This is a genomic window from Arthrobacter sp. 05L421 (assembly GCF_056397785.1).
Genome location: NZ_JBFTOC010000007.1, coordinates 166,512 through 179,466, shown reverse-complemented (window position 1 = coordinate 179,466; position 12,955 = coordinate 166,512). Strand labels below are relative to the sequence as shown.

Genomic DNA, 12,955 nt, shown 5'->3' with positions numbered 1-12,955 from the left:
GCCACGGGCCCGGCCGCGAGCCGGCCAGGCCTGGGCGCCCGTAGGATTGGGCTGTGACTGACTCGATCCGCATCCGCCTTGCCCGTACCAGCGACGTTGGCGCCATCAAGACGCTCGTGGCCCCGCTGGCCGACCAGCGGATCCTCATGGCCAAAGAAACCGTGGCCTACTACGAGAGCCTGCAGGAATTCCGGATCGCCGAATCGGAGAACGGCGAGGTGATCGGCTGCGGAGCACTGCACGTCATGTGGGAGGACCTGGCCGAGGTGCGCACCCTCGCGGCTTCGGATGCCTGGCGCGGCAGGGGCGTGGGCCACGCGCTGGTGGAGCGTCTGCTGGAGGATGCCCGCGCGCTGGGCGTCTCGCGCGTCTTCTGCCTGACGTTCGAAGTGGATTTTTTCAGGAAGCACGGCTTTGAAGTCATGGCTGACCAGACCGCCGTCGACCCCGTGGTGTACTCCGAGCTCCTGCGCTCGCATGACGAGGGCGTGGCCGAGTTCCTGGACCTGGCGCGGGTGAAGCCGAACACGCTGGGCAACACCAGGATGATCAAGGAGCTGTAGCGCCCGCGGCTGTGCCCGCCCGGGGAGCGTGCGGCGGGTTCCGCGGCCCGCACTGGCGGCCGCGAGGAGCTTGACGCCTGCCCGGGGCTTCCCTTCAATAAATTTGGTGGATAAACTGATCCCGGTCCAGGGGGTGGGCCGCATACTTTCGGAGGCAGAAAATTGCACAAAGCCGTGATTTTTCCCGATTTTTCAGCTTTCCAAATGACAATCGCCGGCGCTCCGGCAGTGCCGCCGGTCCAGCCGCTGGAAGCGCCACCGGCAGAATCCACCAACCGCTCGTCGCCAGGCACGGGTGGTCCCGTGGCGGGACAAACCGCTGGCCCTGCGCCTGCCGCGGCCGGCCCGCCGGCCACGTCCCGCACCCGTATCGGCCGGCACGCCGCTCCGCCGTTCTCCTGGCTGGGCGTCGACGCGTGGCCGCACTTCCCGGCGTGGGCCGACAAACAAGCCTGAAGCATCCGCAGGACCAGGGAACGCAACGCAACACCCTCCGGCCTGGATTCGCAGCCCCGCCAGGGAGCCCCGGGCAGTGGGAATCAGGAGCCTACCGCCGGCCGTGCCCCGGTAGTAGGGTCTAAGCAAGCAGCCAGGACACCATCCAGGGAGCACCGCCATGAAGAAACTCATCAATGATCCCAAAGCCGTGGTCGACGAGTCAGTGGAAGGGTTCGGGCTTGCACACGCCGACCTCGTGACCGTTTTTCCCGACCCGAAATACATCGTGCGCAAGGACGCCCCAGTGGCGGGGAAAGTCGGGCTCGTCTCTGGCGGCGGCAGCGGACACGAGCCGCTGCACGGCGGGTACGTGGGCTTGGGCATGCTCGACGCCGCCGTTCCGGGCGCCGTGTTCACCTCGCCCACCCCCGACCAGATACTGCCGGCAACGCTGGCCGTGAACTCCGGCGCCGGCGTCGTGCACATCGTGAAGAACTACACCGGCGACGTTCTGAACTTCGAGACCGCCGCCGAACTCGCGCAGGCCGAAGGCGTAGAGGTCCGCACTGTCCTGGTCAACGACGACGTCGCCGTGCAGGATTCGCTGTACACGGCCGGCCGCCGGGGCGTCGGCGGAACGGTCCTGGTCGAGAAGATCGCCGGTGCGGCCGCCGAACGCGGCGACAACCTGGACGCGGTCGCCGCGATCGGTGACCGGGTCAACCAGAACGTGCGCAGCATGGGCGTGGCGTTGTCCGCCTGCACCGTTCCGCACGCGGGGGTCCCCAGCTTTGATCTCGAGGAAAACGAGATCGAGATCGGGATCGGCATCCACGGCGAGCCGGGCCGGCAGAAAATTCCCATGGAAAACGCCGACGGCATCACCGACCGCCTCCTGGACCCGGTGGTCAGCGATCTCGGGCTTAGCTCCGGCGACCAGGTGCTCCTGTTCGTCAACGGCATGGGCGGCACCCCGGCCAGCGAGCTGTACATCGTGTACCGCCGGGCGGCGCAGAGACTGGCCGAGCAGGGCGTCACGGTGGCACGGTCCCTGGTGGGCAACTACATCACCGCCCTGGAGATGCAGGGCTGCTCCATCACCGTCCTGCGCCTCGATGATGAAATGGCGACGCTCTGGGACGCTCCCGTGCACACTCCGGCCCTCCGCTGGGGCGTCTGACCATGGGGCTGGACGTCGGCTGGGCCGTGCGCTGGCTGACCCTTTCAGCGCAGGCCATGGCGGAACACCGGGTGGAGTTGATCGAGCTGGACCGGCCCATCGGGGACTCGGACCACGGCGAGAACATGGACCGCGGCTTCAAGGCCGTGATGGACAAGGTTGCAGAGGCGCCGCCGGAAACCCCGGGAGCGGCCCTGAAACTGACGGCCATGACGCTGATGTCCAAGGTTGGCGGCGCGGCCGGCCCGCTGTACGGCACCGCGTTCCTGCGGGCCGCCACAGCACTCGGTGACACGTCCGACGTCGACGCCGCCACCCTGGCGGCCGCGCTGCAGGCCGCCCGCGACGGGATCGTCGCCCGCGGAAAGGCCGAGCCGGGGGACAAGACGATGGTGGATGCCTGGACGCCCGCGATCGAGGCGGCCGCAGCCGCTGCCGCGGCTGGCGACGGCGACGTCCGGAAGGTGCTGCTCGCCGCGGCGGAGGCCGCCGAGGCCGGCGCCGTGTCCACGGATCCGATGCTCGCCCGTAAGGGCCGCGCCAGCTATCTGGGGGAGCGCAGCATCGGCCACCGCGACCCCGGAGCGGTCTCCAGTGCACTGATCCTGCGCGCCGCGGCCGGAGCGACCGAGTGACAGTCCGGCTGGTGGTGGTCTCGCACAGCGCCAAGATCGCGGACGGCGCCGCCGAGCTCGCCGCGCAGATGGCCCCCGACGTCTTGATCCTCCCCGCCGGTGGCACCGACGACGGCCGCATCGGCACGAGCCTGGAGAAGGTCATGGCGGCGCTGGAGCAAGCCGCCGGTGACGGGGTGGTGGTGCTCGCCGACCTCGGATCCGCGGTGATGACGGCCGAATCCGCAGCGGAGTTCGCAGCCGATCCGGGATCCGTGCTGCTGGCGGACGCGCCCCTGGTGGAAGGACTGGTGGCGGCCGCGGTGGCTGCCCAGGCCGGAGCCGAAGCGGCGGCGGTGAAGGACGCGGCTGAGGCTGTCTACCGGCCCCCGGCCCACCCCGCGGAGGCCGAGCATCTGCACCAGCAGCCGCCGGATGCCACAGGGGACTTCGAGCTCGTCAACCAGGCCGGCATGCACGCCAGGCCGGCGGCGAAGATAGCCGGCGGCCTGTCCGCCATGGACGCCGACGTGACCGTCAATGGTGCCGATGGTGCCTCCATGACGGAGCTCATGATGCTTGCTGCCGGCAAGGGAACCATCCTGCATGTGGAGGCCAGCGGCCCGGACGCCGCCAAGGCGGTCGGGTACCTGGAACGCCTGGTCGGCTCGGGGTTCGGCGAACCGTAGCGGCCTGGATTTTTCGGGGCGGGTCTGGCAGGGCGGGCGGGTCTGGCAGGGCGGGGTTGGCAGGCCAGGCGGCCGCGGCTAGGGTGCCTGCCGGAGGCCGGCCGCGTCCAGCACCACGCCGGCGCTGACGAAGGTACCGCACTGCTCTCCAAACGGCTGCGCAGCCCGGGGTGTGAAGGCCGCGGTCCGTGCCGGCAGCGGGTTCCCGGCACTATCCGTGCCCGTGGCCGTCACCTCGATGCGGCTGGCCGTCAGCGTCTCCATCATCAGCATGCCGGTCAGGGTGCCGTTGGGCGACGAAGTGGCCGAGCAGACGCCGTCGCCGCCGTAGCGAACCGGTTCACAGCCCTGGTCCACGGCCGTGCCCCCGGGCACCAATTCCAGGTCCGCTTCCTTGCAGCGCCCGTCCTGGCAGGCCCGAAGGTGGATGGCACGCACTGACGGGGCATACTCTCGGGCGACGGTGACGGTCACGACGGGCGCCTGGCCGATCGCCGGGCAGGCGGCCTCCGCCCGGCACGAGGCTACCAGGACGGCGGTGAGGGCCAGAGCGGCCGCGGCCGCCAGCTTGCGCATGCTCCAGCGTAGATCCTCAGCCTGGGAGCCGGAAGCCGCCCCGGTGCAGTTCCGCGAGGCCATCGCCCAGCAGGCCGGCCAGCGCCCGTTCCAGCTGCTCGGGAGCCGCATTGAGCCGGTGCAGGGCCGCGAGCGGGATCCCGATTCCCTGGGGTTCGAAGCCCAAGTCCGCGGCAGCGTGGTGGAACAGCACCGGCGCCACGGGGTCCGCCGCTACCCGCAGGACGGCCATCACGGCGCCGCGGACCTGCCGGTCCGTGCCGTGCCAGGCCTGTCTCTTGGGCGTGTACGTTGGCGCGGGCTCGCCGGCCGCCAGCCAGGCGCAGGACTCCCGGACTGGGCACTGGCCGCACTTGGGGGTCCGCGCCGTGCAGACCAGGGCGCCGAGTTCCATGACGGAGGCGTTCCAGCGCACCGAGGCGGCCGTGTCGTCGGGAAGCAAGGACGCCGCCAGCCGCATTTCGGCAGCGGTCAAGGCCTGCGCCGGCAAGGCAGAACCGGAGACCAGCCGCGCATGGACCCGGCGGATATTGGTGTCAACCACCGTTTCCCGGCGTCCATAGGCGAACGCCGCGACGGCCGCGGCCGTGTAGCTGCCCACGCCGGGGAGATCCAGGAGCTCGGTGTAGGCGCCGGGGACGGCCCCGCCGTGGCTGTCCCTGATGGCCACGGCAGCCGCGTGCAGGCGCAGGGCGCGCCGGGGATACCCCAGCCGGCCCCATGACCGGACGGCTTCCCCGGCGGGTTCGCTGGCCAGCGCGGACGGTTCCGGCCAGCGGCGCAGCCACTCCTCCCAGACCGGCAGGACCCGGACCACCGGCGTCTGCTGGAGCATGACCTCGCTGACCAGCACGCCCCAGGGTGTGCACTCCGCGGCCCGCCACGGCAGTTCCCTGGCATTAAGTGCGAACCAGTCGTCCAAGGCGGCATGGAGGGCGGGGAGATCCGGGGCGTGGACGCCCGGCCCGGCGGGCAGGGGCTCCCGCTGCGCCGCGGCGGATACTGGGGGCGTTGGGGTTAGAGTTTCGATCCATTCAGCGTAATAGATCGGGGTAACGGATCGGGACGGCGTCAGGTCCCGCGGCGTGGTCGGGCGCCATAGCCCGCGCGGTTCTCTAGGCTAGAAGAATGGTTAGGCAAGGCAGTTCAGGAACGGGTGGTTCGCGGCCGAAAGGTTCGCCCCCAGGACGATCCGGCCGGAAATCCGGACGACCCCCGCTCCGCCCGGTGTACCGCCGTCGCCGGCTGATCGCGGGCGTGGTCCTGCTGCTCGTTCTCGCTGTGGCTTTCGGCGGCTTCGTCGCACTCTCGAGCGCCTTGAGTGCCGGCCCGGGCGACGGCCCCTCATCAGGCGACCAGCCTTCAGGGGCCGCAGCGCAGGAAAGCCAGCCGACTGCGTCCGCGTCGGGGAGCCCTACGGCGTCCCGGGATCCTTCGGCCTCATCCACGGCCACCTCGGGCGATGGCTGCGAGCAGAATCTGGTGGTCGTCACGGCTGCCACCGACAAACAGATCTATGCCGCCGGCGAGAAGCCGCTGCTGAGCCTCACTGTGACCAACAACAACAAGCTGCCCTGCGAGGTCAACATCGGCACATCGCAGATGGAGTACATGATCACCAGCGGCTCGGACCGGATCTTCTCCTCCAAGGACTGTCAGGCGGAGAGCACGGACCTGATGAAGACCATTGCCCCGGGCAAGAGCGAGACCGCGAACTTCCCGTGGCAGCGCAACCGCACAGTGCAGGGCTGCGAACCAGTCGACGCCAAGCCCGGAGCCGGTGGCGCCTACTATGTCTTCACCGCCCGGCTGGCGAACAAAACCAGCCCCAAGGCCGTGTTCCAACTCAACTAACCCCGCTAATCCCCCGTCGAGTGGGGAGCAATCGAAGGGTGTTGGAGGGGGCTAGGGCTAGAGGAACCGGTCCAGCAGGCTGGCCTCGGCCATTCGGCTCAGGCCCTCCCTGACGGTCCTGGCGCGCTGGTCTCCGATCCCGTCCACGGTCATGAGGTCATCGATTGTTGCCGCCATCAGGAACTGCAGGCCGCCAAAGTGGTCAACGAGCCGGTCGGCGACGGCCTTCGGCACGGCCTTGAGGCCGGAGAGCAGGCGGTAGCCGCGCGGCTGCACGACGGCGTCGAGGTTAGCCTCGCCGCCGGCGAAGCCAACGATTCCGGCGATCTTGCCCAGGTCGATCAGCTCGGTTGGGCCCAGGCTGACGAGGGCCTTGACCGCTTTGTCGATGTCCTCCGCGGTTGCGGCCGGGCCCGAGTAGTCGCGGATGATGACGTCGCTGCCCGGGCCGCGGCCCACGGTGAGCTCGTCCAGCTGCAGCGAGAGCAGGCGGCCGTCCTCGCCCAGTTCCAAGACGTACTGGGAGATTTCCTCGGAGATCCTGCGCACCATTTCCTGGCGCTGAAGCGTGACCGCGACGTCGCGGACCGTCACCATGGCCTCGATTTCGAGGGCCGAGAGTGAGCTGGTCACCTGGTCCAGGCGCGAGCGGTAGCGTTCCAGGGTTGCCAGGGCCTGGTTGGCGCGGGCCAGGACCTTCTCCGAGCCCTCCAGGACGTGGCGCAGCCCGTGCACGTACAGCGCGATGATCTGCATTGACTGGCTGACCGAAATGACCGGGACACCCGTCTGGATGGCCACGCGTTCCGCGGTCCGGTGCCGGGTTCCCGATTCCTGCGTCTCGATGCTCGAGTCCGGGACGAGCTGGACCGCCGCGCGCAGGATGTTACTGGCATCCTTATCGCAGACGATGGCACCGTCCATCTTCGCCAGTTCCCTCAGCCGGGTGGGGGAGAAGTCGATGCCGATTTCGAAGCCGCCCGAACAGATGGACTCGATTGTTCTGTCGATGCCCAGCACGATCAGCGCACCGGTCCGTCCGCGGAGGATGCGCTCCAGGCCGTCGCGGAGGGCGGTGCCCGGTGCCACCCTGGCCAGGGTGGCCTTCAGCGCATCTTCAGGGCTCCGAGCCATAGATTTCCCTTCAAAGGTGCAGGCGAGAGCCTGCAAGTGCGCCGGTTTCCAGGGTCCCCCGGCAGGATCAAAAGTACTCAGTTCCCCGCTCTCCCCATGATAGAGGTAAAGCACAGCCACTTCCGCACAGGCAAGCCTTAAAGTGGTCCATTGCGGCGTTCCGCAGGGAGCCTCCGGAACGGCTGTCCCAGGTCCTTCCCGCGAAGGCATTTTGGTGCTGAATGGCCGCCCGCTTCGTGCGCGGTGCGCGGCCTGCGATAAACTTGGATCCTTGGGTGTACCGCGGGCTCTCCGCGCCGTGACCCGTCCACAGCCGCAGCGAAAGTAGCATCGTGTCTCAAGAAGTCCCCAGCCCCGCCCGAGTCCAGGAGATTCACAAGCAGGCGGCCCGGCGCCGGACTTTCGCGGTCATTTCGCACCCCGACGCCGGCAAATCCACCCTGACGGAGGCCCTCGCGCTGCACGCAAAGGTGATCGGCACTGCCGGCGCCTCCAGCGGCAAGGCCAACCGCAAGGAGACGGTCTCGGACTGGATGCAGATGGAAAAGGACCGCGGCATCTCCATCAGCTCCGCCGCGCTGCAGTTCGGCTACCGGGACACCGTCATCAACCTCCTGGACACCCCCGGCCACGCGGACTTCTCCGAGGACACCTACCGCGTGCTCGCGGCCGTGGACTGCGCCGTCATGCTGGTCGATGCCGCGAAGGGCCTGGAAACCCAGACCATGAAACTCTTCGAGGTCTGCAAGCAGCGCAACCTGCCCATCATCACTGTCATCAACAAGTGGGACCGGCCCGGCCTGGACGCCTTGGCCCTCATGGACGAGATCACCGAGCGCACCGGCCTGCAGCCCATGCCGCTGACCTGGGCCGTGGGCATCTCCGGCGACTTCCGCGGCGTCTGGGACCTGCGCAATGACCGCTTCGCGCAGTTCAAGCGCAACAACTCCGGGGCCAATATCGCCCTCACCGAGTACTTCACCCCGGACGAGGCCGCGGCCAGCCAGGGAGATGACTGGTCGAATGCCGTGGACGAGGCGGGGCTGGTCGTTGAATCCAATCTGGCGTTCGACGTCGAGGCCTTCCACGCCGGCAAGGCGACGCCGATCCTCTTCAGCTCGGCCGCGCTGAACTTCGGTGTGAAGGAAATCCTCGACGCCCTCGTCGACTTTGCCCCGCCCGCTGCCCCGCGGCCCGATGTCGAAGGTGAGCCCCGCCCTGTCGACGCCCCTTTCGCCGGATTCGTCTTTAAGGTCCAGGCCGGCATGAACAAGGCCCACCGCGACCACGTTGCCTTCATCCGTGTCTGCTCCGGCATGTTCGAGCGCGGCATGGTGGTCACCCAGACCCGAACGGGGAAATCCTTCGCCACCAAGTACGCCCAGCAGGTCTTTGGCCGCGAACGCGAGGTGATCGACGAGGCCTTCCCGGGCGACGTGGTTGGCCTCGTAAACGCCTCCTCCCTTCGCGTGGGGGACAGCCTGTTCCTGGACCAGCCCGTGGAGTTCCCCGCGATCCCGCTGTTCGCCCCGGAACACTTCCAGGTGGCGCGCTCCAAGGACCCGAGCCGGTTCAAGCAGTTCCGCCGCGGCATCGAACAACTCGAGCACGAGGGCGTCATCCAGGTGCTCCGCTCCGACATCCGCGGTGACCAGGCGCCCGTCCTTGCCGCCGTCGGCCCCATGCAGTTCGAAGTGGTCGAAGACCGCATGGCGCACGACTTCAGCGCCCCGATGCGGCTGGAACGCCTGCCGTATTCCATGGCCCGGATCTCGACCGCCGACGCCATGCCGGCGCTGGCCAACGTCCCCGGCGCCGAAGTCCTGTTGCGCTCCGACGGGGAATATCTGGCCTTGTTCAACGACGTCTGGGCCCTGCGCCGGATCGAAAAGAACCACCCTGATCTCACCCTGGTGCCGATCGGGACCCACAACCCCGCAAAATAGCGGCAAGGGCCGGACGGAAAGAACCCCGGGACGTCTTCCGAAATCCGGGTTCCGCGTTATCATAAGTAAGCTTGCTTATGATGCGGGCGCCGGGATCAGTTTCCGGCTTTGGACTGATCCGCCCCGATTCCAGCGGCGGCCCCATTAGAGGGACCACGTAAACCTTTTGACAACCATGAACCCCGGGTTCCTGCTTAGCGGGCGCTACCGGATCGAAGAGCTCATTGGCAGGGGCAGCCAGTCGAGTGTGTACCGTGCCACAGACGAGGTCCTGGGACGCGAAGTGGCAGTCAAACTTTTCCGCGACGGGACTGTGGACGAAGAGCGGACCCGCAGGCAAAGCGAAGAAGTGCGGATCCTGGCAGGGATGGCCCACCACGCCCTTGTGACACTGTTCGACGCCGGGACAGACCTGAGCGACCCGGCCCGCAGGCTCAGCTACCTGGTGATGGAACTTGTCCGCGGCCCCGACCTCCGACGCCGCTCGGCCGAGGGCCCGCTCTCGGCAGCCCACATGGCGCTGATCGGGCACGATGTCGCCGACGGACTGGCCCACATCCACCACCACGGCATCATCCACCGGGACGTCAAACCGGCCAACATCCTGCTTGTGGACTACAGCGTCGAAGACCGGCGCCCGCGCGCCAAACTCAGCGACTTCGGCGTGGCCATCACAATCCGCGAACGCCACTGCGGCGACCCTGGCGACAGTTCCGGCACCCCGGCCTACCTCAGCCCCGAACAGGCCGCCGGCGAACCGGCCGGCCCCGCCAGCGACGTCTATTCGCTGGGGCTGGTCCTCCTGGAAGGCCTTACCGGGAAGATGGCGTACCCCGGCGCGCCGGTCCAGTCCGCCCTGGCCCGGCTGCTCCAGGACCCGCACATCCCCGAAGAGCTCGCGCCCCTGTGGGTGGCACTGCTGACTTCCATGCTGGACAGGGATCCGGCGGCCCGCCCGCCGGCCCGGGAAGTGTCCCTGGCCCTGCGCCAGGAAGTCATCTATGGCACGGGACGCCACCGCCGCGACGCGGTCGCGCTGCTGACCGACGAAGACGGGCGCATGCAGGCGGTCGAGCGGTACCAGATCCTGGATACTCCCGCGGACGGCGCCTTCGACCGGATCGCGGCGCTGGCCGCACGCATGTTCTCGGTGCCCGTGGCGATTGTCAGCGTTGTGGACCATGACCGCATCTGGTTCAAGGCGCACCACGGCACGGACGTCACGGAGATCGGCCGGGACCCCGGCCTGTGCGCCTCCGCCGTCCTGCAGGGCGATGCCTGGATTGTCCGGGACGCCGTCAACGATCCCCGGACGCTGTCCAACCCTCTCGTGGCCGGCGAGTTCGGCCTGCAGTTCTATGCCGGCGTGCCGCTGCGCACCCCGGACGGCTACAACCTGGGGACCTTGTGCATCCTGGACCGTGAGCCCCGCGAGTTCAGCGATGAGGACACAGCTGCGCTGGAGGACCTGGCAGCGCTCGTGATGCACGACCTGGAGCTGCGGCTCCACAGCCGGCGGGCGCTCGCCGGGTAGTCTGCGGGCCGCACCGCGCCCGCGGGGCGCCTACCGCCGCCCGGCGTGCAGGGCCAGTTCGAGTTCGAAGCGCGCCGTTGGATCTTCGAGGGCGTCGCCGAACAGCTCGCGCAGCTGCGCCGCCCGGTAGCCCACGGTCTGCGGGTGGATCCCGAGCTCGGCGGCCACGGGTGCCCGCTGGCCCCAGTGTCGCAGCCAGGAGAGCAGGGTTTCGGCGAGCCGCTCGCGCTGCGCGGGCCGGAGCCCTTCCAGCGGCGCGAGCCGCCGGGTGGCCAGCTCGGTGATTGCCGAGGGTTCCGCACCAAGAATCACCTGCGCCAGGTGCTCGTCCGCCCATATCGGGGGATCGTCCGGCCCCTCCCGCGGAGGCAGCGCCGCGGCCGCCAGCACAGCCAGCCGCAGTGAATCCGGAACCCGCTCCCAGCCGCCGGCCGGCCCCACGGCAGCGCCACGCCCCTTCAGGGCACGATCCAGGTCCTCGCGGGCGGACCGCGAATTCCGCGCCGGCACCAGCGCCACGACGTCGGTCTCACGCTCAATCACGAGGGTTCCCGGCCCGAGGCGCAGCCGCAGCCCGGCCGCCCGGTCCAGCGGAAGTGTCACTACCGCCATGCGCTGCGGCAGGGACCAGTCCGCCATCGCCGCCGTCTGGCGCAGGGCTGCCTCGTCGGCCTGGCCGAGCAGGAGCAGGTCCAGCAGTTCGGTGCGGCGCCGGTCCACCGCTCCGGCGCGTTCGGATTGTTCAAAGGCATAGGCCTCGGCGCTGACCGCCGACAGCTCATCGATGTACGCCAGGATCGATTCGCCCAGGTCCACCACGACCCCTTGGCCCAGATGGTGTTCCACCGAGACCTTGGACATCTCACGGAAGGTCACGCGGGCACCCATCCGGTAGGCGCTCAGGAGCGCGTCCATGCTCCGCCCCTGCCGGAACTCGCCGCTGCCGAGCCCGGCCACCAGCTCCCGGCTCTCCTCGGACAACGCCGGCAATCGGGTCCCGGGCAGTTGCAGGAAGCGGTCCAGCGCAGCGGCAACGCCCCGCCTCAGGCCCCGGCCGAAACGCCCCTCAATCGGCCTGGCGTACGCCGGAACGAGCTGCGGGACGGCCTCGATGATCGCCTCGACGATGCCGGGCATCCTGGGACGCAGCATGTCGCTGACCTCCCGGGGCAGTGCCAGCCACGGAGGTTCGTGGGCGGGGGCGGGCCCAGAGGGCTCCGGAACAGGGGCTGCGTTCATGGTCAATCCGATGAGTTGTTGCGGCGGGATAGTTTTCTTGTGTCGATCGTATGCCTTGGGTGAAGATGTATTACGCAAACTGACATAAGCTTGATAGATGATCCGGCTCCGTAAGCTGGCGCGCGCCGCATCTCTACTGACCACCCCACTAGCTCCAGAAGACATTCTGTCGCTGTTCAATCCTGTTTTCTCCGCCCGCCAACTGCGCGGCGTGGTCACGAGGGTGGTTCCAGAAACGGCCGATTCCGCCACTATTTTCTTCCGTCCCGGCCGCGGCTGGCAAGCGCACCTTGCTGGCCAATGGGCCCGTATTGGCGTCGAGCTCGACGGCGTCCGCCACTGGCGGTCCTATTCGCTCAGCGCCCCCGCCGGGCAGGACCCGGCAATTACTGTTACCGATATGGGCGCTGTCTCCGGCGCCCTCGTGCGCGGCACCAAACCCGGCGACGTCCTGTTCCTGGCGCCTCCGCAAGGCGACTTCGTCCTGCCCGAACACCCCCGTCCGCTGCTGATGCTCACGGCCGGCAGCGGAATCACACCGGTGATGTCGATGATCCGCACGCTGGTCCCGCACCGTCCCGACTCCGACGTCGTCCTGATCCACACCGCCCGCACCGCCGCGGACACCATCTTCCGTGAAGAGCTCGCGGAGCTCGCCGACCAGTTTCCGAACTTCCGGGTCACACACTGGTTTACCGGCGAGCAAGGCCGGCTGGACTTCACCTCCCCCGCCGACCTGGACAGGCTGTGCCCGGATTGGCGGCAGCGCGCCGCGTACGCTTGCGGCCCGGAAGGCTTCCTCGACGATGCCGAGACGCTGTGGGAAGCCGAAGCCGCCGAGGCCACTGAAGCCCCGTCGGCCGTGGAAGGCTCACTGACGATCGAACGCTTCAGCACGAAGCTCGCCGGCGGGGAAGGACACGACGGCGGCCTGGTCACGTTCGAGGCCTCCGACCGCGAAATCGAAGCCGACGGCGACACGCCGCTGCTCGACGTCGGCGAGGACGCCGGCATCCTGATGCCCAGCGGCTGCCGCATGGGCATCTGCCACAGCTGCCTCATCCCACTCCGGGCCGGCCATGTTCGTGACCTGCGCACGGACGAAGTCCATGGCGAGCCCGGCCAACTAATTCAGACGTGTGTTTCGGCAGCCGCTGGACCCGTTAACCTCGACCTCTAAGGAGTACC

Annotated in this window: 13 protein-coding genes; 9 read left to right on the top strand and 4 right to left on the bottom strand. The window is 68.7% G+C overall.

Going from position 1 to position 12,955, the window contains the following annotated elements; translation table 11 throughout:
- Nucleotides 1-53 precede the first annotated feature (53 nt).
- The 5 genes from AC1DKQ_RS10940 (at nucleotide 54) to dhaM (ending at nucleotide 3,484) form a co-directional block, all read left to right on the top strand.
- Nucleotides 54-563, top strand: a complete 510-nt coding sequence (locus tag AC1DKQ_RS10940; protein ID WP_476884218.1) for an amino-acid N-acetyltransferase — start codon at nucleotides 54-56, stop codon at nucleotides 561-563.
- A 204-nt stretch (nucleotides 564-767) separates the two neighbouring features.
- A complete protein-coding gene (locus AC1DKQ_RS10935) occupies nucleotides 768-1,019 on the top strand; it encodes a hypothetical protein (protein WP_476918996.1) in 252 nt (83 codons plus the stop codon).
- 160 nt (nucleotides 1,020-1,179) lie between these two features.
- Nucleotides 1,180-2,181 carry a dihydroxyacetone kinase subunit DhaK gene (gene dhaK / locus AC1DKQ_RS10930; RefSeq protein ID WP_476884216.1) on the top strand — a complete coding sequence of 334 codons (1,002 nt, stop codon included), beginning with the start codon at nucleotides 1,180-1,182 and terminating at the stop codon, nucleotides 2,179-2,181.
- 2 nt (nucleotides 2,182-2,183) lie between these two features.
- The gene (dhaL, locus tag AC1DKQ_RS10925; protein ID WP_476918995.1) at nucleotides 2,184-2,816 is read left to right on the top strand and encodes a dihydroxyacetone kinase subunit DhaL; all 633 of its coding nucleotides are present in this window, start codon (nucleotides 2,184-2,186) and stop codon (nucleotides 2,814-2,816) included.
- Nucleotides 2,813-3,484 (top strand): dihydroxyacetone kinase phosphoryl donor subunit DhaM, encoded by a 672-nt coding sequence (gene dhaM, locus AC1DKQ_RS10920; RefSeq protein ID WP_476918994.1) that lies wholly within the window; start codon nucleotides 2,813-2,815, stop codon nucleotides 3,482-3,484. The genes dhaL and dhaM overlap by 4 nt, the downstream gene beginning before the upstream one ends.
- A 78-nt stretch (nucleotides 3,485-3,562) precedes the next feature.
- On the opposite strand, the gene AC1DKQ_RS10915 is transcribed toward dhaM, so the two are convergent.
- Nucleotides 3,563-4,060, bottom strand: coding sequence for a hypothetical protein (locus AC1DKQ_RS10915; protein ID WP_476918993.1), 498 nt, complete (start codon nucleotides 4,058-4,060; stop codon nucleotides 3,563-3,565).
- Between the two features lie 16 nt (nucleotides 4,061-4,076).
- Nucleotides 4,077-4,913, bottom strand: coding sequence for an HhH-GPD family protein (locus AC1DKQ_RS10910; protein WP_476919014.1), 837 nt, complete (start codon nucleotides 4,911-4,913; stop codon nucleotides 4,077-4,079).
- Nucleotides 4,914-5,188: 275 nt separating this feature from the next.
- Between AC1DKQ_RS10910 and AC1DKQ_RS10905 the strand changes: the two genes are divergently transcribed.
- Nucleotides 5,189-5,914, top strand: a complete 726-nt coding sequence (locus AC1DKQ_RS10905; RefSeq protein ID WP_476918992.1) for a hypothetical protein — start codon at nucleotides 5,189-5,191, stop codon at nucleotides 5,912-5,914.
- 57 nt (nucleotides 5,915-5,971) lie between these two features.
- Here AC1DKQ_RS10905 and disA read toward each other — a convergent pair whose 3' ends face one another.
- The gene (disA, locus tag AC1DKQ_RS10900; protein ID WP_018774911.1) at nucleotides 5,972-7,048 is read right to left on the bottom strand and encodes a DNA integrity scanning diadenylate cyclase DisA; all 1,077 of its coding nucleotides are present in this window, start codon (nucleotides 7,046-7,048) and stop codon (nucleotides 5,972-5,974) included.
- A 332-nt stretch (nucleotides 7,049-7,380) separates the two neighbouring features.
- Here disA and AC1DKQ_RS10895 point away from each other — a divergent pair, with 332 nt between their 5' ends.
- Together AC1DKQ_RS10895 and AC1DKQ_RS10890 are read left to right on the top strand one after the other, a co-directional pair.
- Nucleotides 7,381-8,994: a peptide chain release factor 3 gene (locus AC1DKQ_RS10895; protein ID WP_476884211.1), complete on the top strand. Its 1,614-nt coding sequence runs from the start codon at nucleotides 7,381-7,383 to the stop codon at nucleotides 8,992-8,994.
- Between the two features lie 175 nt (nucleotides 8,995-9,169).
- On the top strand, nucleotides 9,170-10,528 hold the full coding sequence (locus AC1DKQ_RS10890; protein WP_476918991.1) for a protein kinase domain-containing protein: 1,359 nt from the start codon (nucleotides 9,170-9,172) through the stop codon (nucleotides 10,526-10,528).
- A 30-nt stretch (nucleotides 10,529-10,558) separates the two neighbouring features.
- Here AC1DKQ_RS10890 and AC1DKQ_RS10885 read toward each other — a convergent pair whose 3' ends face one another.
- Nucleotides 10,559-11,767, bottom strand: a complete 1,209-nt coding sequence (locus tag AC1DKQ_RS10885) for a PucR family transcriptional regulator (protein ID WP_476884209.1) — start codon at nucleotides 11,765-11,767, stop codon at nucleotides 10,559-10,561.
- 97 nt (nucleotides 11,768-11,864) lie between these two features.
- On the opposite strand from AC1DKQ_RS10885, the gene AC1DKQ_RS10880 reads away from it, so the two are divergent.
- Nucleotides 11,865-12,947 carry a ferredoxin reductase gene (locus tag AC1DKQ_RS10880; protein ID WP_476918990.1) on the top strand — a complete coding sequence of 361 codons (1,083 nt, stop codon included), beginning with the start codon at nucleotides 11,865-11,867 and terminating at the stop codon, nucleotides 12,945-12,947.
- The last annotated feature ends 8 nt before the right edge of the window (nucleotides 12,948-12,955 follow it).

Coding starts and splice junctions, on each gene's coding strand:
- AC1DKQ_RS10935 (WP_476918996.1), top strand. CDS start 768: ATGACAATCGCCGGCGCTCCGGCAGTGCCGCCGGTCCAGCCGCTGGAA.
- disA (WP_018774911.1), bottom strand. CDS start 7,048: ATGGCTCGGAGCCCTGAAGATGCGCTGAAGGCCACCCTGGCCAGGGTG.
- dhaK (WP_476884216.1), top strand. CDS start 1,180: ATGAAGAAACTCATCAATGATCCCAAAGCCGTGGTCGACGAGTCAGTG.
- AC1DKQ_RS10915 (WP_476918993.1), bottom strand. CDS start 4,060: ATGCGCAAGCTGGCGGCCGCGGCCGCTCTGGCCCTCACCGCCGTCCTG.
- dhaL (WP_476918995.1), top strand. CDS start 2,184: ATGGGGCTGGACGTCGGCTGGGCCGTGCGCTGGCTGACCCTTTCAGCG.
- AC1DKQ_RS10880 (WP_476918990.1), top strand. CDS start 11,865: ATGATCCGGCTCCGTAAGCTGGCGCGCGCCGCATCTCTACTGACCACC.
- AC1DKQ_RS10905 (WP_476918992.1), top strand. CDS start 5,189: ATGGTTAGGCAAGGCAGTTCAGGAACGGGTGGTTCGCGGCCGAAAGGT.
- AC1DKQ_RS10890 (WP_476918991.1), top strand. CDS start 9,170: ATGAACCCCGGGTTCCTGCTTAGCGGGCGCTACCGGATCGAAGAGCTC.
- AC1DKQ_RS10885 (WP_476884209.1), bottom strand. CDS start 11,767: ATGAACGCAGCCCCTGTTCCGGAGCCCTCTGGGCCCGCCCCCGCCCAC.